This window comes from Bacillus cereus group sp. MYBK195-1 (assembly GCF_051916605.1).
In the GTDB taxonomy this organism is placed as follows: domain Bacteria; phylum Bacillota; class Bacilli; order Bacillales; family Bacillaceae_G; genus Bacillus_A; species Bacillus_A cereus.
Genome location: NZ_JBQAGZ010000005.1, coordinates 218,615 through 241,330 on the forward strand (window position 1 = coordinate 218,615; position 22,716 = coordinate 241,330).

Below are 22,716 nucleotides of genomic sequence, written 5' to 3' on the forward strand. Positions count from 1 at the left end.
AAACAAACGTTTGTTTAACACAAAAAAATACAGGCAGCAAACTGCCTGTATTTCTTCTTATTTTGCCATTAATTTTAATGCTGACTGTAATTGTAGATCATTTTCTCCAGAACGAATTTTTTCGATAATTTTAGTTTGAATCGCTTCAGCTGTCTTTTTATCAAGCTGTCCTGTCGCTTCCATCTCATTTGCATTTTGGAATGCTTTCAGAGCCGATTCTGTCTCTTTACTAAAGTATCCATCTTCACGACCTGGTACATACCCTAAGCTCTTAAGCATTTCTTGAGCATGTTTTACTTGTACATCATTTGAATTGTATGAAAGTGTTTTTTCAATTTGAATTGGTGTCGCATGATAATAATTTGGTTGCTTCACTTCTACTGTTGGCGCGATTCCTTTTTTATGAATCCAGTTCCCATCCGGTGTTAACCATTTAAACATCGTTAATTTAATGTTGCTGCCGTCTTTAAATGGAACAGCTTGCTGGACAGTACCTTTACCAAATGTCTTTTCACCAATTAAATCGTACCCTTCTCCTTCTTTTAGCGCACCCGCTAAAATCTCTGAAGCAGAAGCACTTCCATTATCAATTAATACTGAAATTGGATATGGTTTTCTCTCTTTCAGTTCCGTAGAGAATTTCTTCTTCTCACCATTTCGCTGCTCTACTTGTAGCATCGGCTTTTTATTCGTCATAATTTCCCCTAGTATATCTTCTACACTATTTAAATAGCCACCAGGATTACCACGCACGTCAATAACTAATCCTTTTATATTTTTCTTCTCTAACTCTTTTAACTGATCCTTAAATTCTTTCGCTGTATTTTCAGCAAAAGAAGTGATTTGCATATAACCGATATCTTTTCCGCTCTCTTGCTTCACAGAACTAAACACTGTAAAGATTGGAATTTTTTCACGCTTAATTTTAAATACGATCGGATCAGTTACTCCCGCACGTTTAATTTCAATTGCGACAGTCGTTCCCTTTTTACCACGAATTTTTAATACTGCTTCTTCACGTGATAAGTCTTTCACACTGTTTCCATCTACAGATAAAATTTGGTCATTCGGTTTAATTCCTATCTTTTCTGCTGGTGAACCTTTAATTGGCGATACGATAATAAGCTTACCGTCCGTCTTGTTCACCTCAGCCCCAATCCCCTCTAATTCGGGATCAAGCGATTCACTAAACTGTTTGGCTGTTTCTTTATCCATATACGTGGAATAAGGGTCCTTCAGCGTAGACAACATACCTTGTATTGCACCTTCAACTAACTTTTCATCTTTCACGTCTTCCACATAACGTGAATCAATTAGTGCATACGCCTCATTAATTTTTGCCAAATTTCCTTGCGCAGTGCTAGCATTCCCACTCGAAATTGTTTGCGTTACTTCTGATGGGGTAACCCCAAATACAGACATGCCTGCAAACATTCCGCCAGCACCAATTAAAAATGCAACAACCATTCCAATAATTGCAACTCTACGTTTCAATGCGGAATTCCCCTTTCCAAAACACACAGGTGGTGTAGCAAAAGGCATCACACAGTGTGTGATGCCTTTACCTATTTCTACTATATGATAAGCTTGTACGAATTATGTTTGCAACTTTTTATACTTTTAAGAAGCGACGAATTGACATTACACTTCCCCACATACCGATTAAAGCACCGATTAACACTAGTAAACCAGCTAATTGGAATACGAACGGACTGTATGGTAGAAGCTCGAAAATTGTTCCGCCAAGTTTTTCGTTAAACACACCTTGCAACGAATTATACGTAATTAGAATTAGGCCAATTGGAATAATTGATCCTAATACTCCTAAGAATAATCCCTCTAGCAAGAATGGCCAACGAATAAACCAGTTTGTTGCACCAACAAGTTTCATAATTTCAATTTCTGTACTACGAGCATAAATTGTAATTTTAATTGTATTAGAGATTAAGAACATCGCTGTGAATAAAAGACCAGCAATTAACGCAATCCCAATGTTACGACCAGTTTTTACAGTATCAAATAATCGTTCAACTTGCCCTTTTCCGTACTGAACATTACTAACAAACTGCATTTTTTCAACTTTCTTCGCGATTGTCGCTGTATCGGTTGGTTCTTTTGCTTTTACAATGAATACGTTTTTAAGTGGGTTATCTTGTTCAAATAACTCAAACGTTTTTCCACTATCACCTAAGCTTTTAATTAAACGTTTTAACTCTTCTTCTTTAGAAGAATATTTAATAGAATCTACTTTTGCAATCTTACTCATATCTTCTTCTAATTTCTTTTGATCCGCTTCTTTTGCAGCTGGATCAATGTGTACACGAATCTCTACATCTTGCTCTACTTTCGTCGCAAAATGGTTCATATTCATAATCGCTGTTAAAAAGACACCTACAAGTAATAATGTAACTGTTACTGCACTAACAGAAGCAAATGTCATCCATCCGTTACGTGATAGATTCTTTACACCTTCTCGCAAATGTCGACTAAGGGTCTTAGCCTTCATATCCGTATCCTCCCTCAATCTCATCTCGAACAATTTTTCCGCCTTCAATCGCGATTACACGATGACGGATTGTATTTACGATATCTGCATTATGCGTCGCCATAACGATCGTTGTGCCGCGCTCATTAATGCGAGTAAAAATATTCATAATATCAAGAGCTGTTTCAATATCTAAGTTACCTGTTGGCTCATCGGCAATTACAACCTTTGGTCTATTTACAATTGCTCTTGCAATAGCCACACGTTGTTGCTCCCCACCTGAAAGCTCACTTGGAAGTGCGTCTGCACGATCTTCAAGGCCTACAAGACCTAGAACTTCTGTTACACGCTCACGAATTGCATCCGGTTCTTCTTCAATTACTTCTAAAGCAAACGAAACATTCTCATATACCGTTAATTTAGGCAGCAATTTGAAATCTTGGAAAATTACACCTAATTGACGACGAAAATACGGAACGTCTCTTTCTGCCAATGTTTCGATAGTAAGTCCATTTACATTAATAGATCCTGTAGATGGTTTCTCTTCACGATACATCATTTTAATAAATGTAGATTTCCCGGCTCCACTCGGTCCAACTACGTATACGAATTCACCTTGTTTAATGTTAACTGTAAGACCAGCAATGGCTTTCATACCATTCGGGTACTCCTTATAAACATTCGTCATTTTTATCATTATTTATCACCCAATACTTAATGATTTTTTTCGAAATACTTTTCTGTACATCTGAAAATAAAAGACATCCTTCATTTTCATTTAGTCATCCTTGTTGAAGGTAGTTTACTTATGCTTTCTCATAAGCAATACCACTCTATGTAATATATTTCAGCAAAATTCTACAAACCCCATTGTAACATCAAACGGTTTCCAATTTGGATACATTTTTGTTACAGTTATGTTACATACCAGAAAAAAGGAAAACGAGCTGACTATATTATCAACTCGCCCATTTCACCTTTTTATTTATGTTCAGCTAACCATGCAGATACTTTTTTCGCATCTTCACCTTGAATAAGTCCTGGTGACATTGAACCACGGCCTTTTTTAATAATCTCTTCGATATCTGCAGCGTCGTACTTACCGCCTACTTTTCTTAAATCAGGTCCAGTTGCCCCTGATAAATCTGTTGCGTGACATCCCGCACAACTTCTTTGGAAAATTTGTTCTGCGCTGTCTGTGCTTGCAGACTGTTTCGAAGACTTACTCTCTTCTTTATTTCCGCATGCTCCTAAAGCAAAAACAACCGATGTCCCTAGCGCAATAGCCAACAATTTCTTTTTCACTTCTATCGCTCCCCATTGTTGATATTCTTTTTATTCCTAACACACTCATTTTCATTATAAGCATTATCTTTATATAGAAAAACTAAGGTGTATTTCATATTCCTCAAAAATACAGTGAGAACCTTGATAAAATAAAGCTTTCATAAGTTGTTTCAATTCTGTGAACAACTTAAAAAACTTCTATAAAGTATCCTTTTTAAAAGGAAAATTAGAAAAGTTCTATATAAATCTTTACCCTATTACCGCTCTATTTTACTATTCTCTACTTTTTACAAAACAATATACAGCATTGTAATCTACATATAATCCCATCAAAAAGAGAAGTTGTCGTTTCCAACTTCTCTTCCTCTTTACTTCATATATAAAAATAGAATCAAATTCTTTATATCCTCTATTGTCCTCAGCATGCGCCAACAATTTCGTTGGCTTTTTTTCGCTTATTAGATACGAGAACGTAAGTAAGCATCAATAAATGGATCAATCTCTCCATCCATAACAGCTTGTACGTTACCAACCTCCGTATTTGTACGATGGTCTTTTACAAGAGAATACGGGTGGAATACGTAAGAACGGATTTGGCTACCCCATCCGATTTCTTTTTGCTCTCCGCGAATTTCATCTAATTCTGCTTGTTGCTCTTCTAGTTTCTTTTGATATAATTTCGCTTTTAACATTTTCATCGCATGCTCACGGTTTTTAATTTGAGAACGCTCCGACTGACATGTTACAACCGTATTTGTCGGTGTATGTGTAATACGAACTGCTGAATCTGTCGTATTTACGTGCTGCCCACCAGCTCCACTTGCTCGGTACGTATCAATTTTTAAGTCTTCTGTACGTACTTCGATTTCAACTTCATCATTGAACTCTGGTACAACTTCACAAGATACGAACGATGTATGACGGCGCCCTGAAGAATCAAATGGTGAAATACGTACAAGACGATGTACACCTTTCTCTGCTTTTAAGTAACCGTAAGCGTTATGACCTTTAATTAATAAAGTTACACTCTTAATACCAGCTTCATCACCTGGTAAATAATCAACCGTTTCTACTTTGAATCCGCGTTTTTCAGCCCAGCGTGTGTACATACGTAATAACATAGAACCCCAGTCTTGTGACTCAGTTCCACCTGCACCTGGATGTAATTCTAAAATCGCATTATTTTTATCATAAGGATCACTTAATAGTAACTGAAGCTCATACTCATTCATTTCTTGAATTAAGCCTTTTACTTCTGATTCTAATTCCTCATGTAAATCTTCATCATACTCTTCTTTTAAAAGCTCATGCGTGATTTCTAAATTTTCGAACGTCTCATCTAACTGACGGAACTTTCCAACCATATCTTTTAACGCATTCGCTTCATTAATTACAGCTTGTGCGCCTTGTTGGTCATCCCAAAATCCTGCGCCCATCATTTTTTCTTCTAATTCTGCAATTTGTTTCTCCTTAGTAGGGAGGTCAAAGAGACCCCCTAAAAGCCGCTAATCGCTTAGCCATTTTCTCTAATTCCTGTCTAATTTCTACTAATTCCATTTCCTTCACCTCTATGTAATTGCTATTACTTTCGTATGAAAACAAGGGAAACTCTCTCCACTTATTACGGAGAGAGTTTAATCCTTCTTAATTATACATTTTTGATATAAAAGTTTGCAAAACAGCCAAAGCTACCGTCCTATATTACTGAACGATACCACAGCAGTTTTTATATTTTTTACCGCTACCACATTTACATAAATCGTTGCGGCCCACTTGGTCACCTTTTACAACTGGCTTTTTCTTTGCTTCTTCGCCATCGCTAGAAGGATGAACAGCTTCACCTTGAACAACTTCTTGACGTTCTAAGTTTTGTTCAATTTCAGCTTTCATAATGTAACGAGAAATTTCCTCTTCAATAGAGGCAACCATTGACTCGAACATCGCGAATCCTTCCATTTGGTACTCACGAAGTGGATCGATTTGACCGTAAGCACGTAAATGAATACCTTCACGAAGGTGATCCATCGCATCAATATGCTCTGTCCATTTCGTATCTACAACGCGGAATACAACAACCTTCTCAAACTCACGCATTTGCTCTTCTGGCATAAGCTTTTCTTTTTCATTGTATCGCTCTATTAATTTCGCGATAATCGGTTCGCTCATTTCCTCAGGAGCAAGGCGACGTAATTCTTCTTCTTTTACATCTCCGTCTTGAAGAAGGTTTGTATTTAAGTAGTCAACAAGACCTTTAATGTTCCAATCTTCTTCAATTTCCTCTTGTGTATGAAGGGCAACAGCACGTTCTACTGTAGATTTCATCATACCTTCAATAATGCCGCGTAAGTTGTCAGACTCCATTACCTCTTGACGCTGTTTGTAAATAACTTCACGTTGTTGACGAAGTACATCATCATATTGCAGTAACTGCTTACGTGCATCATAGTTATTTCCTTCAACACGTTTTTGTGCAGATTCTACCGCACGAGAAACCATTTTACTTTCAATTGGCTGAGAATCATCCATACCAAGGCGGTCCATCATTGCTTTCATATTATCTGAACCAAATCGGCGCATTAATTCATCTTCCATCGATAAGTAGAACTGCGTAACACCAGGGTCCCCTTGACGACCAGCACGACCACGTAACTGATTATCAATACGACGACTTTCGTGACGCTCTGTACCGATAACTGCTAAACCAACGTTTTTCACATCGTCTCCAAGCTTAATATCTGTACCACGACCTGCCATGTTCGTCGCGATTGTTACAGCACCTTTCATACCAGCCTCTGCAATGATATCTGCTTCACGAGCATGGTTTTTCGCATTTAAGATGTTATGACGTACACCTTTACGCGTTAACATTTTTGAAATAAGCTCTGAAGTTTCAATTGCAACTGTACCTACAAGAACAGGTTGTCCTTTTTTATGACGATTTACAATATCCTCAACAACAGCATTGAACTTACCTTCCATTGATTTAAAGATTAAATCGGCACGATCATCACGAATAATCGGTTTGTTGGTCGGAATTACAATAACGTTCATATTGTAAATGTTACGGAATTCCTCTTCCTCTGTTTTCGCTGTACCAGTCATACCAGATAATTTTTCATACATACGGAAGTAGTTCTGGAATGTAATTGTTGCAAGCGTCATGCTTTCATTTTGAATTTCTACACCTTCTTTTGCTTCAATCGCTTGGTGTAATCCTTCGCTATAACGACGACCTTTCATAAGACGACCAGTGAATTGGTCTACAATTACGATTTCGCCTTCTTGTACAACATAATCTGTATCACGGTGCATAACAACGTGTGCACGAAGTCCCTGATTAATATGGTGAAGAAGTGCTACATGTTTTAAATCGAATAAGTTTTCAATATGGAAAGCTTTCTCTGCTTTCGTAATACCATCTTCTGTTAGCATTACATTTTTCGTTTTCACATCAAATGAATAATCTTTTTCATTTTCTAACGTACGAACAAATGCATTTGCAAACATGTATAGCTCTGTTGATTTTTGAGCTTGTCCTGAAATAATAAGCGGCGTACGTGCTTCATCGACTAAAATAGAATCGACTTCATCGATAATAGCAAAGTGAAGTGGACGTTGAACGCACTGCTCTTTATATAAAACCATGTTATCACGTAAGTAATCGAATCCAAGCTCATTATTTGTGCTATACGTAATATCAGCAGCATAAGCCTCTTGTTTCTCTTCGCGTGACATACTATTTAAGTTAATTCCTACCGTTAAGCCAAGGAACTCATGAAGTTGTCCCATTTCGCTCGCATCACGTTGTGCTAAATATTCATTGACTGTAACAACATGAACACCTTTTCCTGTTAAAGCATTTAAATATACAGGTAATGTAGATGTTAACGTTTTACCTTCACCCGTTTTCATCTCAGAAATATTCCCTTCATGTAAGGCAATACCACCCATTAACTGTACGCCATATGGACGCATTCCAAGAACACGAGTTGCCGCTTCGCGAACAACCGCGAAAGCTTCAGGTAGTAGATCATCTACTGTTTCACCTTTTGTTAGACGTTCTTTAAATTCAAGCGTCTTTCCTTTTAATTGTTCATCAGTTAGTGGCTTAATAGATGACTCTAATGCATCAATTTGCTCAACTGTTTTCTGCATACGTTTAATTTGGCGTTGATTTACATCAAACACCTTTTTTAAAATACCGATCATAGGAAATACGCTCCTCTTTTTATTAAAATAAAACTTCCGATTGTTTTTCTTTTTCTCTATTACAATCAGTCGTTATAAAAATCAAATGTATGTTATGCCAATTTTTCTCCTAATTAAAAAAACTAAAATGTATATACCTAATGATAATTGTAACACTTGTCTTATAACTATGACAACAATCGGCAAGATGTCGGGCCTTATATTCAAAAAAAGTTTTTATTTCATTTGTTACGTTCCTTTTCTCTGTCTCGCTATTTCAATTTCACGTTACAAATTTCGTATTCAATCTAAGTCATATTCTTTCAAGTTTCCTTTTAAAGAATATGACTACCAGAAATTCCTTAATAAAATCTAAATCAACAATTACAAAAAGCCGGAAACTTTGCAGGTGCAGCATCCATAGATACTTACACCTACAAAAAAACTCCGACTTTAAAAGATATTGTTATGTTGCAAGATCTACAAACACCATTAAAATATAGCTGTATCAATCATAAATTTTATTAATTTATCGGTATTTCTAATTCATGATATTTCCCTTTCTTATCCTTTATACAAGAAATGAATTTCACTTTAGTTGATTCATTTGAAAAGTTTTTATAATTTTTATAAGGGTCATCTCCTATAAAATAATTTGTCCCTATATACCCTCGTACTGTTTTACCAGCAGGTATTACAGGATCAAACTGATATTTTTTAGGTAATTCCATTGAATAAGGGATTAAATTATAAAACTCACCTATTTTAGAATAAAACATTGTATCGGAAATAGACTTATTACTAAGCAAGTTAATATCTCGATTTGTTGTATTTGTAATATCTAAAGGTAAAACATACGTCACTACTTCACGGTCTTCATAGGGATCATAAACTTTTGTAGGATCAAGAGGATTGAGTGCATGAAACGTAACTCCTTGCCCATCTTCAAAAGTTCTATTAGATAAAAACTCATCTTTTACCACTTTATAAGATTCATTATTAAGATTTAATGTTTTAAATCTTAATAAACTAGCAAATATACATAGCAACAGACATAATCCAATACTTATTAAGATATGTTTTCTCGTCACTCTTAATCTACCAACTTTCCATTATTAACATGTACAATACGATCTACCATTTCATTATCTAGAACATGCACATCATGACTGGCTACAACAATAGTCGTTCCCTTGGCTTTTTCTACTTTCAAAATATCTAAAACATCTTTTATCCCATCACTATCTAAAGCATTAGTTGGCTCGTCTAATAACAGTAATTTTGGTTGTTCCATTAAAGCTTGCGCTATACCTAAAGAGTATCTTTTATACTTTCTCTTATCTGTTTTATCAAGTCCAACCCTTTGAATAATATTATAAATCTCCTCATCGGAGATTTTATTGTTAATCGATGATAAAAATTTCAAATTCTGAAAACCAGTATACCCTGGAATAAAACTTGGATATTCAATCAATATTCCCATAGAATCAGGAAATTGCTTTTGTTTTCCAATTATTTCATTATCTATATAAACAACTCCAGAATTCAAGCGCATTAACCCTGATATAGCGCGTAAAATCATCGTTTTACCAGAGCCATTATGCCCCTTCAAAACTAAAAATTCGCCTTTTTTTACTGACAAACTAATATTATCTAACACAATATTTCCTTTTAATCTTTTCGTCATACATTCACATTTAATATAATTGTCCATAAATTATTCACCTATCACATCTAGTTTTTTAAAACAAAAACTACCTAATAAAATCATTACAACAACAATTACTACTCCTATTAAAAGTAAATCATTATATTGAATAGATTGATTATTACCTAAAGTCAATTGAATTGAACTGTGATCAACAAAATACCAACGATTTGGCATAACAAAAGAGCCTAAAAAATAAATACTATGAAAGAAAATAGACAAAAATAGGTACAACAACATTAGTACAAAAACAATAGTTATCGGTATATAAAAAGTTAAAAACTCAAAAATCAAAGCTAATAAAAAGCTTATAATTATTTGAATTAGCATAGTACCTAATATCTTATAAGGAAATTGACTATATAAATTCAAAAAATTATACTCGCCTAAAGAAAGCAAATAGTAAGCGCTAAACCAAATAAAATACATACCAATCCAAATAATAATTATATAAAAAAACAAAGATAATATTTTCGTTAACCACAGAAAATGCTTCTTCTTAACACGAGGAAATAAATAAACACCATTCTGTTGAATATCTGAAAAAGCAAAATTCCCTACAAGCAACAAAGGAGTGATTTGAAAGAATATCCAATAAAAAGGGATAGAAAATCGCCCCTCCTTATAAAAATAAGATAAATCCACAAAGTCTACTCCATGAAAAAATCGATAAAAGGTAACATCTACTAATACAGATTCTTTACCATTACTAAGAGGCTGATTGTATAAAAAAGCAATTGCAATAATAGCGTAAATTAAGAATAAAAAAACCATTATCTTGATGGAATCTCGAAACCTTACATATAAATCTCTTTTTAACAAATAATATAAGATCATAATGTAAACTAGACCACCTCTGTCTCATCATTCATAGAAATATAACTTTTTTTAGATAAAATCCATACACTTATAAAAAAGATAAAAAAACAGCCAAATAAGCGTATAAATAAACCAGTAGCATCTTCAAAGACATTTATATAAAAAGCATTTGTAAATAAAAATCCATGTAATATAAATCTATCTAATAAAACAGCAGTAATCATACATATTATTACAAGTAAACTAGGTAAAAATAATTGCAATAAAGCACTTATCATACATATAAAAACACTCGCAAATAATTGAATGCAAAATAATAATGGATAATTTACATCAACACTAGTTACAGCCATCATAGTTGATATCAAAAACAACTGTAAAATCATACTCCCAGCAAAAAAGTAAACAAAAACGAATAATTTTAAATAATATATAGAAACTAATTTCAATGCATTATTCACTCTGTAAACAACATAAATACTAAAAAAGTTCGACATAGAATATACAGAAAAAACAATTGTTAAAGGAATAAATATAGTCGACAAATTATACAACGACATAACCTTATACAAAGCTTCCAATTCGTTCATTTGCTCTTTTATAATTCCGGTTTCAAAATAATTGAACAAACAACCAATGATACTGACATTAAGTAAAAAGAGAATACTTAACCAAACATATTTCATCCTTATAGTTTCTTTCATAACATTATAAAAGAACATGCTTCCTACTCCCCCGTAAATAAAGAACTACAGAACAAAACCAAATACATAACAGTACACTAAGAAAAATTTGTAATTCAAAAAAGCCAAAATCTTTAATTAAATAATCTTTAGGATTGAGAATCCCTTTTCCAATACCAAGCCAAAAAATATGTAAAATAAATGGAACTAAATAAATAAAATAAACTCGTTTTATAAAAAACGAAACTGATAAAGCTAAACTCGAAAAAACCGCACCGTATAAACCATTTAAAAATACATACATTAGAAAATATAAAGTAGGGTACTTATAATAAACTATATGAAATTGAGCTGTTGGCGAAACAGTAGAAGCCATATAATTTAATATTGGATGCGGAGCAACTGTTGGATAAGTCATCACATATAAATAAAAATTAAATAGTAAAGGGACACTTATAATAAAAAAAGATACAATAAAATTAATAAAATAAAGCAGCTTAAAATAATAACATGTTCCCATCTTAGAAATAACAGGATAAATAAATCCATAATTTTTATCAATTCTATAAATCCCTGCTACAGCCATTGCGGAAAGCATAGGAAATATAAGTAAATAAAACTCACTATAAAACGATAATCTATTAAAATATAAAATATTAGATAAATATGGGGATACCTTTATAATCCCAGCATCGTTAAATCCTTTAGTTGTCACAAACATAGCAATATATTGAGCAATAACAATTACTAACATAATAAATAAAGACAACCAAAACATCCTACCTTTTAAAATCCTTCCTAAAAAGTAACTCATCTATAGCTCCTCCATAAACCATTAAATTTAAATCTTTTTTAATATGAACAATTGATCCGCAACACCATAACATTTCTTTTCTTTATTTAACCAAATGTAACGAAAAGAAACATTTGCTCTCTCTCCTTCAAATTTAGGAAACTCAACTTCATACTGATAAACATCATTTGTGCCTTTTCTTTTTACACTCTTAACTTCTTGTTTCCACTGAATTACTTCTCCATCAGTTTGTTCAATCCGTCCCAAGAGATACGTTGGTTTTTTCTTATTCGTAACACCCGTCAAAAAAACATAATAATTTTCTGGTATAACTCCTAATTTCAATTTTTTATTTGAAAGCTTATCCTCTATTAAACTATCATTTTTTTCTATTTGTCCTTGAAAGAAATCATCACCATTTTCACTTTCCAAAAACACTTGTTCAAAAATAGTATTTTTGTTAATTCCTTTTAATTCAATACTTTTCAAATTATCTTTTTCCGTTAAAGTATCTTCAATATGTACAATAGGTTCATCTACTTTCTTTTGACAAGAAACTAAGAAACTAATACTCAATATAAAAAAACAAACTAAAATATTTTTTGAAATAAACCTCATTACAGCTCCTCCTATTTTAAAAATGAAATAACAGGAAAAGTCGTATAATCCGGATTTGAAACTATACGACTTTTTCTAGCACTATAAAATAAATAATTTCAATTTATAATTTCTAAATCAATATTCAATGTAAGGTCCACTAGGTCTTACACTATCAGGACTCCAAGCAGTAGGATAAGCATTATTTTCTCTAGAATAACCACCAAATCTCACAGGCACATTTTTCCCATGGTTTTCATATGCATAATTTTGAAAAAGATATGTTCTACCTGGTATCACTGTTCCTTCATGCTTACCTGAAACATTTACCCATTTTCTATCTTCTGCATTTTTATTTTTATCTGCTTCTGTCCAAACATTGAAAGAACCTCCGCCCTTCTCACTGCTCTTCACACGCATATACATAGAGGTAGGCGTCTCTTTAGGACGTGCATTAGTATAATCATATGGACTCCAAAGTCTAAAGGTAAAATTCACATGGTCATCCCTTGTACTAGCCTTAGCCGGTTCGGTTAAAGCGAAAGTACTAGCTAAAATACCTAACGATAAAACAGATCCAAACATAAAACGACTTTTTTTCTTAATGCTCACTAAAAGCACCTCCGATAATTTGTAGCATTATATTGATTGTATTTTTCCACTGAATGAATAAAATCAATATAATACAATATTATGGTAACAACACCTCAACACACCTTCAATGGATTTCAGAATATTTAATATTACTTTTACACTTGCGAACATTTCGTTAAATTTTTAAAAACAATACTATATCCCTAGCAAAGAATTACTTGTAAAGGTAGCTACATTCCTATGCTTGTTCCAAATAATAAAGAGTAACTCACCTCTCTAAGTTTCGAATTTTCTCCTGCTGTTTTGAGGAAATACCGCCTAAAAATCACTTCTTAATGAAATCGGCTACTTATAAAACTTTTTTAACCTTGCTGCGAAAAATACAAAAAAAGCGCAGCCATTTCGGCTGCGCTTTCGAATTATTATTTAGTTTCGATTAAACCGTATTTCCCATCTTTACGGCCATATACAACATTAGTTTCGTTTGTATCAGCATTTGTGAAGACGAAGAAATTATGTCCTAGCATATCCATTTGTAGGATTGCCTCTTCAACGTCCATCGGTTTTAAATCGAATCGTTTTGTACGTACAAGTTCTAATTCATCTTCTTCTACCTCATCCAAAACAGCTACTGCTTCTGGAAGGATAAAGTTCGTTTTCATAGAACCTTTCTCACGTAACTTACGATTGACTTTTGTTTTATGTTTACGAATTTGTCGCTCAATTTTATCAACTACTAAATCGATAGCAGCGTACATATCGCTATTAGTTTCTTCTGCACGAAGTAATAAATCAGTAAATGGTATTGTTACTTCGACACGTTGCTTGTCAGAGTATACTTTTAAATTAACTTTAATCTCTGGGAATGTATCAAAATAACGCTCTAACTTACTTAGTTTTTTCTCTACATATTCCTTTAATGCTGGAGTTACTTCAATATTTTCACCACGAATGTTGAATTTCATAGATGAATTCCTCCTTTCAAGCCTATGTATTATAATTTCGACATTGGCTTAAAAACTCCTTCTAACTTTTTTAAAAAAATTAGTGGAATTGCGATTTTTTTATCGTTTTTTGTTGAAATGAAAAGATGCATCGTTTCTATCTTTATTTTATCCTATTAACATCGTGAATAACGAATATTTCTGTGGACAATTCGTTACAGAAAAGAAACAACTTTTTGACAACTTATCCTACAACAAAAACCCCTTGCGAAAAACAAGAGGTTCTACTATATATAACGTTGCCACAAATGCAGCTTTCTCTTCCAAAAACAATATACCCTACAGTTTCACAACATTAGCTGCTTGTGGTCCACGTGCTCCATCTACAATGTCAAACTCTACTTGTTGCCCTTCTTCTAATGACTTATATCCATCTTGTTGAATAGCAGAAAAATGGACAAATACATCGTCACCATCTTCACGCTCAATAAACCCAAATCCCTTTTCTGCATTGAACCATTTCACTCTTCCTTGCATGTTCATTCCATTCCCTTCACTCTAAAAATCAGGGCATTCGCCCCATATTTTGACTATAACGAATGACAACATATGAAGTCAAAGAAGACTTATCGCCTTTTTATTATCCCTTTCGACACTTCCATATTAACTTCTACAAAGTGTCAAACTAGATACTTCCCTTGCCCCTCTTTCATATAACAAACTTCCGATTTGCCTAACTGTAATCCCTGTCGTATACACGTCATCAACGAGTAAAATATGTTGCCCAGAAAACATCTCTTCTCCCTGAAAATAAAAAGGATTGCTTCCTGACACCCTTTCTTTACGTGTCTTCTTACTTTGCTTTTCTGTTTCCCTTCTTCTTAATGATGGATAAGAAATTTTGACAGGCAAACAAGTTGCTAATAACTCAGCTTGATTAAAACCACGTTCAATTTCCCTTTCCTTACTAAGCGGAACAGCGATAACGGTTGAAACATTGGCAAAATACTTTTGAAATAAACTTCGAAAAGGACGATAAAAAATGTGCACTAACTCTGCATCCCCCCGAAACTTAAACTGTGCTACTATTTCTTTCATCTCATCATCATACATATATAACGAACGGTTTTTAAAAGAACGATACTTCTCCTCTTTCGTCCACCTTATACAATCTATACAAATACCGTCTTCTTGAAATGAGGCAGGAACAAATTCTAAAGGTCGCCCGCACTCCATGCAAATTTCTCCTATAATATAGGAAAGTTTCTGCTCACATCTATCACATATATATTTTCTATGACACTTTACAAAAAAAGTGTACCAACTAATCTTTTCTACAAAACACTCATCACAAAGTAAACAATGCATTAATCGATCAATCCTTGTTCTTTCGCATTTTTATTCATACCTTGAATATGTTTTTTCGCGCGCACCATCGCCTCTGTCTTGCCATAGTGAAAATAAATGACCTCTCCATACGGTGCTTCAAAGCTCCGCCCTGCTCGGCCCGCAATTTGTACGAGCGCACTTTCTGAAAATATTTCTTCTTCCGCCCCTAAAACTGCGACTTGCAAATTTTTCACCGTTACGCCTCGCTCTAAAATTGTCGTTGTAACTAATAATGGGATTTCTCCCTTTCTGAAAGCCGCTACTTTTTCTTTTCTCTCCGGATCTTCTGCATGTACACCTTCAATTCGATTGTTTAATGGTTTTAACAACAAGCTTATTTCTTCTATATATCGCACATGGGGGACGAATAAAAAAATAGGGAATTTTTTATTTAAGTATGTTTGTAACCACTGTAGTAAAACTCGAGGAATTCTTTTATGAATGAGGTTTTTTTTCCAATTCCCGCACCAACAAAATAAAGGAACTGGCAAAGGATGACGATGATATCGTCCAGAAACAATAACACCTTTTTGTTTACCTTGTTTAAGTTTTCGCTTCCATGTTTCATCTGGAGTCGCAGTTAAATAAATACGCGCCGCTTTTTCTTTCATCGCTTGTTTTACCGCGTACTGTAACATTTGATCTGCACAATATGGAAAAGCATCTATCTCATCTACAACCATGACATGAAACGCCCTATAATAACGTAATAATTGATGCGTAGTCGCAACGACTAGTACTGCATCTTTTTCTTTATCCACACTCCCTCCATATAAAGCCGCTACCTGTATATATGGAAATACTTCTTGCAATCTCGGTGCTAATTCCAGAACAACATCCGTTCTCGGCGTTGCGATACAAACTCTTTCTCCTTTTTGAAGCGCTTCGTTAATTCCGTAAAACAACATCTCTGTTTTCCCAGCCCCGCATACAGCCCAAATAAAAAATGATTCTTTTTGCTTAATAGCCTCTATAACTCCTTGCGCCGCCAAATTCTGGCCAGTAGACAACGTCCCGTTCCACTGTAACAAATTTGAATTCTTTTCTCTCTTTCTTTCAGCAATCCCGCGAACAAGTACAGCACATTCACTTACTCTCCCCATCGTTATACACTTCCGGCAATATGTGCACACTTTACTGCACCTTTTACATAAAAACGATGCAAATAGCCGCCGATCTACATTTCCACAGCGTTGGCACATATATTTAGAATTCTTCTTTTTTACAACTTGTACACATACGATCTCTCCCTTCTTTTTCAAATCGTTTAATTCCCTCTGTAAATCTGAAGAAAGTTCTTCTAATAGCAACTGTTTCCCCGATAGCATCAACAATCACCTCCAGCACTACTATAAACCTTTCTCATCATCTCGTAAAAACTTAAAAAAGCCGATAACCTACTTATAAAATAGTAAGCTATCGACTTTATACACGTTTTTTATTCTTTTATAAATCCTAGAATCGACCGTATCCTAAGAAATGTTTTCTTTATCATGCATGCATATCTTCAATATAATGTGTAGCATTTCTAATATAATTATTTTATACCTAACAGTTACAAGGTGTATTTCCATGTTTTGAATCTTTGATTTTTCCAGCTTATTTTCCTTACACTTTCCATTTCAAAACAAAAAGAAAAAAATTGCTACATACTACTCTTAATCTATAAAAGTCATATTTTATTCAAAGATCACCTATTTTTTCAAAAGCATACCTTGAATTGCCTTATATGCTGGTTTCGGATTGTAATTTTCATCGAAAATAAGCGGTTTATCATCTTTTCCTGTATATTCAGGAACCCAAGTATATTTATCTGTAAAACCCCACATTACAAACGTACTGCAATTTTCATTTGAAAGACAGACATTCAAGGTATCCTTATACATATCTGCTTGTTTTTCTAAGGTTTTCTCTAATGATCCAGTACTATTTTGAACTTGAACATCCATTTCAGTTATTTCCACTTTTAAACCGACTTTAGCTAATCGTCTTATATTATTAGAAATCTCTTCATACTTAATTGGCTTATCAATACTCTTATGCATTTGGAATCCTATACCATGTATTGGCACATTACGCTGCTTAAAGTCTTTAAAAACATTATATATAGCATCAGATTTCTTATTCAACTCATCATTTCTATCATCATTGTAAAATAATAGAGCAGATGGATCTGCTTCATGTGCCCATCGATATGATAACTCGATATATTCTGGTCCTATTTTCCTTAGTAAAAAGTTATCTCGCAGTGTTCCATCATCATTAAATGCTTCATTTACAACATCCCATGCATACACTTTCCCTTTATATTGACCAACCACCGTTTGAATATGTTTTTTTAAGATTCCTTTGAGTTGCTCCCTTGAAAAATCTCCTTTTGTTACCCAATCAGGGAGAGTGTTACCCCACACTAAAGTGTGCCCTCTTACCTTTTGGTTATTTTCTAGAGCGAAATCTATTAGACGATTAGATTTTGAAAAATCGTATCTATCTATTTCAGGGTGTATACTTTTGAATTTTAACTCATTTTCTAAAGTAACTACATTAAATTCTCTTTTTACAACTTTTTTATATTCTTCATCTTCCATAAAGGCAGAAGTATTAATCGCCGTTCCAATTAACACTGAATGATCGGACGCATATTTACGAAGAGGTGTTTCATCCTTTACCTTGTTACATCCGACTATGCTAAAAACTAAAAATAATAAAACTATTAATGTAAAATTACTTTTCAATCCCAAATTAAATTTTTTTACGAATTTCATATTTCTCCCTTCTTGTTTCCATACTACGTTTTAATTGTAAATTCCAAAAAAATATATCAGAAAATAAAAAAGAGTAGATTAGAACCACTCTTTTCGTTCTGAAAATCCATATTTTATTAAAAATAATTTTTTCTATATTTAATGGTTTAAATTACATAACCTGTTCCATCTTTTAGTTTTTCAATCATCTCTTCTTTCTTTTCTTCAGATATATTACCTCTTTCGGTCCAACTTTCATCAAACAACATTCTACTTTTCATTTTATCTTTTTCTTTTTTTAAATAATCGTCAGTACTTCCTATAACACGAGCTGGATTTCCAACAGCTAATGAATTATCAGGTATATCATTAGTCACTATACTTCCAGCCCCAATTACTACATTATTTCCTATTTTCACATTCGGAAGAACGGTTGTTTTCGCGCCAATAAATACATTATTCCCTATTCTTACAAGACTTATTTTGTGTAATTCAAATGTGTTTTTGTACTAGCATCATGCACCAATATATGTACTCTAGGAGCAAATGTAACATTATCTCCAATGGTAATTAGCCAACAATGAGAATAGTCTATAATACAATGATCCAACCTTTTAAAATTTTCCCCCACCCTTAACCCTTTACTAATTAAAAATTCAGTAGGGACTTCCCTCCTTAACTTCGATTTCATAAATAATTTTATCTTAGAAAACATAACCCCTATTACTCCCCCATATATAAATCGTATAGTAACATATTATTACAGAAAGAAACAGAACATCTTGTTCACTTAATTTTTCTCAGAAACAACTACTATTATAAATATCACCGTTTAAAAAATAATTCGATACTAAGGTAGAGTCTTTCAGAGTTAGAAACTTTATATAATAATATATAGATTAAGTCTTAGAACTAACACTACTAGTTTTAAAGGAGAAATTATGAAACTTAGGAACTCATACGACATTGCTACATCTATTTATTTTTTTCTTCATTAGGAATTAATGTTAGAAACGATATATTTTCGATTGAATTTTATGTTTTAATAGGAATAACACTGTCCATACACACATTCTAAACAACATGTATAGTTAAGTATTTATAAAAATTTAACACTTCTTTTGGATCACCCTTTAGTAAAAATCATTTGACAGTATTCAAGCTACCTTCTATTCCGCCATCCCCGTTAGCTCCAAAATTCTCAGATGTCACAATTGAAATTCCAATTGATTCCCCTGCCAATCAGGTGGTATTTTTTACGATTTTAGACAAGATCCAAACTGCATGTCCCAGTATGTTTTCTCCACAATTTAGCACTACTATAAACCTTTCTCATCATCTCGTAAAAACTTAAAAAAGCCGATAACCTACTTATAAAATAGTAAGCTATCGACTTTATACACGTTTTTTATTCTTTTATAAATCCTAGAATCGACCGTATCCTAAGAAATGTTTTTTGTTATACGAACTGTTAATATCACCGTACGCAATTCCTTTATCGCTAGCATGGATCATTTGGCCATTACCAACGTAAATACCGATGTGAGATGGACCTGCTTTATAAGTACCTTGGAAGAATACTAAGTCTCCTGGTTGTGGGCTATCTACTTTAGAAACTGAGTTCCAGTAACCCCTAACGTCTTGACGACCTACACCAAAGATGTAAGAAATGAATCCACTACAGTCAAAACCACCATTTGATGGAGATGCACTTCCCCAAACATATGGTAAACCTAAGTAGCTTTGCGCTTTACCAATTACGCCACCCACATTTGGAGCTGGTTTTTTCTCTTCTTGTTTAGGTGCTTCTTTTTTAGGCTCTTCTTTCTTAGGCTCTTCCTTTTTAGGTTCTTCTTTTTTAGGCTCTTCTTTTTGAGCTTGTCCACCATTGTTTGCTGGTGCAGCTTGCTCTGCAGGTGCTTGTGCTGGTTGAGCTTGCGCAGCTTTAGCAGCTTGCTCTGCTTGTTTTTGAGCAGCAGCTTCTTGTGCAGCTTTTGCTTGTGCTTCTTCTTCGGCAATGCGTTGTAATTGTAATGCTTGTTTCTCAAGCTCTTTCAATTGACCTTCCGTACTTGTCATTGAAGTTACAACTGTATCCATTTTACCGCTTAAATCGTTTACCGCTGTTGCTTTTTTCTCTTTTTCAGCGTCAAGTTCTTTCTTAGCAGTTTCAATTTGAGCTTGTGCTTCTTTTAATTCTTTTTGTTTTTCTTTTACCGTTGCAACATCTTTTTTCACACTAGCTTGGTCTTCTTGTTGTGTTTTCATGATATCTTCATCAGACTCAAGAATTTTAGAAACAGAAGTTAAACGATCAACTAAATCTGCAACGTTTTTAGAGTTTACAAGAACTTCTGTTACAACGTTCGTATTTGGTTGTTCTTGAAGTGCAACTAAACGCTTTCTTAATAACTCTTCACGTTTTGCAATCTTTGTTTGTAATTCTGCAATATCTTTATTTTTCTTTTCAATTAATTGCTCAGTATCAGCAACTTTTTTCATTGTTTCATCAAGCTTTGCAGCATTCTCTTGAACAGATTTATCTAAACCTTGAATTGTTTTGTTTAAGTCATTCATTTGTTTTTGTAATTCATCACGTTCTTGTTGTTGTTTATGTAAAGTGTCATTTTGCGTGTTAATTTGTGATTTCACATCAGAAATTTTATCTTCTGCAAATACATTTGGTGTTAGCCCAGAAAACATTAATCCTGCAACTAATGCACAAGATGCCATTTTTAGCTTTTTCATTTTATTTTTTACACCGCTTTCTTTTTTCTTTTTCCGTATATAACCTATAAAATTTATACCATAATTCGGGATTTTTTTTGCTAATGTTACGTTTTTGTAAAACAAATGTAATATTATATGTAGCTCTAGCGCAAAATGCGTATATTTTTGTATGTATGTGTAGAAATTTATATACTTTTCTCACTTCTATAAACAAAGAAAAAACGTAAGGAATTCCTTACGTTTTATTAAATATACGAATACAGATGAAATGCTACTTCATCCATTTCTCAGCCCAATTTTGGACCTCATCCATAACACTTTCTAACGCTTTTCCCTTGTCAGTTAAGCCATACTCGATTCGAACTGGTACTTCTGGATAGACATTACGAACTACAATGCCCTCGCTTTCCAATTCCTTCAAACGCTCTGACAACATACGATCGCTCATATTTGGGATAATATCTGCGATTTCTCTAAAACGTTTCGACTCTTCAAGCAAAGATTTAATAATTAAGCCAGTCCACTTCTTACTAAGCAGAGTAAAAGCTGACTCAAACTTTGGACATAAACAAGAATTATGCTCCATATGTTTCACCTCTCTTCTATTATAATATAGTTTCTTGTAAAAAGTAAGTTATAAAACTTTCCTCATTATTTTATTTTACGTACATTTTACCATTTCCAAATATTAACTTGTCAACTAAACGTAACATACCCGTAAAAAAACCCTCTTAAAAAGAGAGCTTTTATATCTTTATTACTTCGTATACCATCCAAGACCTAATGCACCTTCACCTAAGTGCGTACCAATTACAGCTCCAAAATAACCTGTACGAATTGTGACGTGAGGATATTTTGCTTCTAATTCTTTCTTCCATTCATTCGCTTCTTCTTCACGTTGCGCATGAATGATAACTGCTTCCATAGGTACACCTTTACTTGCTTGCTCATCAAAAATTTCAATGATACGTTTTAATGCTTTTTTACGTGTACGAATCTTTTCAAACGGAATAATGATTTTATCTCTAAAATATAAAACTGGCTTCACTTGTAACAGACTGCCGATGAAAGCTTGCGCGCTATTCAATCGACCACCACGCTGTAAATGATGTAAATCATCAACTACAAAATAGGCGTCCATCGTTTTCTTCATTTCATCAAAACGAGCGATAATCTCTTTCGGGTTCTTTCCTTCACTTGCTAACTTTGCACCTTCACGCACATAAAATCCTTGTACTTCACAACTAATTTCAGAGTCATACGTGTATACATCAATACCCTCTACCATCTGTCCAGCTGTCGTTGATGTTTGATATGTACCACTAATTCCACTTGATAGGTGAATACTAATAACTGCATCATAATCTTTAGCTAGTTCTTCATATAGCTCAACAAACTTTCCGATTGCTGGTTGAGAAGTTTTTGGAAGTTCCTCTTGTTCACGTACTTTCACATAAAAATCATCTGCTGAAATTTCAGCTTCTTCTTGATAAGATTCTGTTCCAAACACAACGTTTAATGGAATCATATATATATTGAGTTCATCACGAATTTGCTTCGGTATATATGCCGTACTATCAGTAACAATAGCTATTTTCATTTTCGTACCTGCCTTATAAAAAGTTTTATTTCCTAATTTTACACGAAAACTACAAATGGTGCATCCATACATGAAAATGCCGGTTGAAATTATACCTACCATCTCGACAAATTACAACAAAAAGATAAAATACTCACCAAAAACTTCAGCATATT

Annotated in this window: 22 protein-coding genes and 1 pseudogene; all 23 read right to left on the reverse strand. The window is 33.7% G+C overall.

Annotated features, from left to right (window positions below; translation table 11 throughout):
- Positions 1-57: 57 nt before the first annotated feature.
- A complete protein-coding gene (locus ACTFRY_RS21135) occupies positions 58-1,494 on the reverse strand; it encodes a S41 family peptidase (RefSeq protein ID WP_086424206.1) in 1,437 nt (478 codons plus the stop codon).
- A 118-nt stretch (positions 1,495-1,612) separates the two neighbouring features.
- Positions 1,613-2,506 (reverse strand): permease-like cell division protein FtsX, encoded by an 894-nt coding sequence (gene ftsX, locus ACTFRY_RS21140; RefSeq protein ID WP_000645025.1) that lies wholly within the window; start codon positions 2,504-2,506, stop codon positions 1,613-1,615.
- Entirely contained in the window at positions 2,496-3,182 is a 687-nt protein-coding gene (ftsE, locus tag ACTFRY_RS21145; RefSeq protein WP_000594321.1) for a cell division ATP-binding protein FtsE, read from the reverse strand. Before ftsE ends, ftsX begins: the two co-directional genes overlap by 11 nt.
- 284 nt (positions 3,183-3,466) lie before the next feature.
- Positions 3,467-3,790 carry a cytochrome c551 gene (gene cccB / locus ACTFRY_RS21150; RefSeq protein WP_000727970.1) on the reverse strand — a complete coding sequence of 108 codons (324 nt, stop codon included), beginning with the start codon at positions 3,788-3,790 and terminating at the stop codon, positions 3,467-3,469.
- A gap of 440 nt (positions 3,791-4,230) precedes the next feature.
- A protein-coding gene (prfB, locus tag ACTFRY_RS21155) for a peptide chain release factor 2 (protein ID WP_096001716.1) occupies positions 4,231-5,329 on the reverse strand; the annotation gives its coding sequence in 2 pieces (ribosomal slippage) (positions 4,231-5,256 and positions 5,258-5,329; 1,098 coding nt in all).
- 144 nt (positions 5,330-5,473) lie between these two features.
- A complete protein-coding gene (gene secA / locus ACTFRY_RS21160) occupies positions 5,474-7,981 on the reverse strand; it encodes a preprotein translocase subunit SecA (protein WP_000579387.1) in 2,508 nt (835 codons plus the stop codon).
- A 503-nt stretch (positions 7,982-8,484) separates the two neighbouring features.
- Positions 8,485-9,012 (reverse strand): hypothetical protein, encoded by a 528-nt coding sequence (locus ACTFRY_RS21165; RefSeq protein ID WP_033668381.1) that lies wholly within the window; start codon positions 9,010-9,012, stop codon positions 8,485-8,487.
- Positions 9,013-9,053: 41 nt separating this feature from the next.
- On the reverse strand, positions 9,054-9,674 hold the full coding sequence (locus tag ACTFRY_RS21170; protein WP_098616234.1) for an ATP-binding cassette domain-containing protein: 621 nt from the start codon (positions 9,672-9,674) through the stop codon (positions 9,054-9,056).
- 3 nt (positions 9,675-9,677) lie between these two features.
- Positions 9,678-10,442, reverse strand: coding sequence for a hypothetical protein (locus ACTFRY_RS21175; protein WP_033667451.1), 765 nt, complete (start codon positions 10,440-10,442; stop codon positions 9,678-9,680).
- Positions 10,443-10,513: 71 nt separating this feature from the next.
- Entirely contained in the window at positions 10,514-11,209 is a 696-nt protein-coding gene (locus ACTFRY_RS21180) for a hypothetical protein (protein ID WP_098616233.1), read from the reverse strand.
- Positions 11,196-11,984, reverse strand: a complete 789-nt coding sequence (locus ACTFRY_RS21185) for a hypothetical protein (RefSeq protein WP_000120044.1) — start codon at positions 11,982-11,984, stop codon at positions 11,196-11,198. Before ACTFRY_RS21185 ends, ACTFRY_RS21180 begins: the two co-directional genes overlap by 14 nt.
- 27 nt (positions 11,985-12,011) lie before the next feature.
- On the reverse strand, positions 12,012-12,581 hold the full coding sequence (locus ACTFRY_RS21190) for a hypothetical protein (protein ID WP_061664408.1): 570 nt from the start codon (positions 12,579-12,581) through the stop codon (positions 12,012-12,014).
- 117 nt (positions 12,582-12,698) lie between these two features.
- Positions 12,699-13,172: a hypothetical protein gene (locus tag ACTFRY_RS21195; RefSeq protein ID WP_000023377.1), complete on the reverse strand. Its 474-nt coding sequence runs from the start codon at positions 13,170-13,172 to the stop codon at positions 12,699-12,701.
- A 404-nt stretch (positions 13,173-13,576) separates the two neighbouring features.
- The gene (hpf, locus tag ACTFRY_RS21200) at positions 13,577-14,119 is read right to left on the reverse strand and encodes a ribosome hibernation-promoting factor, HPF/YfiA family (protein WP_000671186.1); all 543 of its coding nucleotides are present in this window, start codon (positions 14,117-14,119) and stop codon (positions 13,577-13,579) included.
- Positions 14,120-14,437: 318 nt separating this feature from the next.
- On the reverse strand, positions 14,438-14,635 hold the full coding sequence (cspC, locus tag ACTFRY_RS21205; RefSeq protein WP_001990088.1) for a cold shock protein CspC: 198 nt from the start codon (positions 14,633-14,635) through the stop codon (positions 14,438-14,440).
- Between the two features lie 126 nt (positions 14,636-14,761).
- Positions 14,762-15,466, reverse strand: a complete 705-nt coding sequence (locus ACTFRY_RS21210; protein ID WP_033683590.1) for a ComF family protein — start codon at positions 15,464-15,466, stop codon at positions 14,762-14,764.
- Positions 15,466-16,815 carry an ATP-dependent helicase ComFA gene (gene comFA / locus ACTFRY_RS21215; protein WP_098616232.1) on the reverse strand — a complete coding sequence of 450 codons (1,350 nt, stop codon included), beginning with the start codon at positions 16,813-16,815 and terminating at the stop codon, positions 15,466-15,468. The genes ACTFRY_RS21210 and comFA overlap by 1 nt, the downstream gene beginning before the upstream one ends.
- A 366-nt stretch (positions 16,816-17,181) precedes the next feature.
- Positions 17,182-18,252: an endo-1,4-beta-xylanase gene (locus ACTFRY_RS21220; RefSeq protein ID WP_061139627.1), complete on the reverse strand. Its 1,071-nt coding sequence runs from the start codon at positions 18,250-18,252 to the stop codon at positions 17,182-17,184.
- Positions 18,253-18,398: 146 nt separating this feature from the next.
- Entirely contained in the window at positions 18,399-18,608 is a 210-nt protein-coding gene (locus tag ACTFRY_RS21225) for a hypothetical protein (protein ID WP_269769369.1), read from the reverse strand.
- A gap of 39 nt (positions 18,609-18,647) precedes the next feature.
- Positions 18,648-18,713 (reverse strand): annotated as a pseudogene (locus ACTFRY_RS21230) (hypothetical protein); the annotation flags it as partial.
- A gap of 943 nt (positions 18,714-19,656) precedes the next feature.
- Positions 19,657-21,084, reverse strand: coding sequence for a C40 family peptidase (locus ACTFRY_RS21235; protein WP_141541450.1), 1,428 nt, complete (start codon positions 21,082-21,084; stop codon positions 19,657-19,659).
- 148 nt (positions 21,085-21,232) lie between these two features.
- The gene (locus ACTFRY_RS21240; protein WP_000400857.1) at positions 21,233-21,547 is read right to left on the reverse strand and encodes a winged helix-turn-helix transcriptional regulator; all 315 of its coding nucleotides are present in this window, start codon (positions 21,545-21,547) and stop codon (positions 21,233-21,235) included.
- Between the two features lie 171 nt (positions 21,548-21,718).
- On the reverse strand, positions 21,719-22,561 hold the full coding sequence (locus ACTFRY_RS21245; RefSeq protein ID WP_000684725.1) for a DegV family protein: 843 nt from the start codon (positions 22,559-22,561) through the stop codon (positions 21,719-21,721).
- Between the last annotated feature and the right edge of the window lie 155 nt (positions 22,562-22,716).

Excerpts from the sequence above, each read along its gene's own strand:
- ftsX (WP_000645025.1), bottom strand. The coding sequence starts at position 2,506 with ATGAAGGCTAAGACCCTTAGTCGACATTTGCGAGAAGGTGTAAAGAAT.
- ftsE (WP_000594321.1), bottom strand. The coding sequence starts at position 3,182 with ATGATAAAAATGACGAATGTTTATAAGGAGTACCCGAATGGTATGAAA.
- secA (WP_000579387.1), bottom strand. The coding sequence starts at position 7,981 with ATGATCGGTATTTTAAAAAAGGTGTTTGATGTAAATCAACGCCAAATT.
- ACTFRY_RS21170 (WP_098616234.1), bottom strand. The coding sequence starts at position 9,674 with ATGGACAATTATATTAAATGTGAATGTATGACGAAAAGATTAAAAGGA.
- ACTFRY_RS21175 (WP_033667451.1), bottom strand. The coding sequence starts at position 10,442 with ATGGTTTTTTTATTCTTAATTTACGCTATTATTGCAATTGCTTTTTTA.
- ACTFRY_RS21180 (WP_098616233.1), bottom strand. The coding sequence starts at position 11,209 with ATGTTCTTTTATAATGTTATGAAAGAAACTATAAGGATGAAATATGTT.
- ACTFRY_RS21185 (WP_000120044.1), bottom strand. The coding sequence starts at position 11,984 with ATGAGTTACTTTTTAGGAAGGATTTTAAAAGGTAGGATGTTTTGGTTG.
- ACTFRY_RS21190 (WP_061664408.1), bottom strand. The coding sequence starts at position 12,581 with ATGAGGTTTATTTCAAAAAATATTTTAGTTTGTTTTTTTATATTGAGT.
- hpf (WP_000671186.1), bottom strand. The coding sequence starts at position 14,119 with ATGAAATTCAACATTCGTGGTGAAAATATTGAAGTAACTCCAGCATTA.
- cspC (WP_001990088.1), bottom strand. The coding sequence starts at position 14,635 with ATGCAAGGAAGAGTGAAATGGTTCAATGCAGAAAAGGGATTTGGGTTT.
- ACTFRY_RS21210 (WP_033683590.1), bottom strand. The coding sequence starts at position 15,466 with ATGCATTGTTTACTTTGTGATGAGTGTTTTGTAGAAAAGATTAGTTGG.
- comFA (WP_098616232.1), bottom strand. The coding sequence starts at position 16,815 with ATGCTATCGGGGAAACAGTTGCTATTAGAAGAACTTTCTTCAGATTTA.
- ACTFRY_RS21220 (WP_061139627.1), bottom strand. The coding sequence starts at position 18,252 with ATGAAATTCGTAAAAAAATTTAATTTGGGATTGAAAAGTAATTTTACA.
- ACTFRY_RS21240 (WP_000400857.1), bottom strand. The coding sequence starts at position 21,547 with ATGGAGCATAATTCTTGTTTATGTCCAAAGTTTGAGTCAGCTTTTACT.
- ACTFRY_RS21245 (WP_000684725.1), bottom strand. The coding sequence starts at position 22,561 with ATGAAAATAGCTATTGTTACTGATAGTACGGCATATATACCGAAGCAA.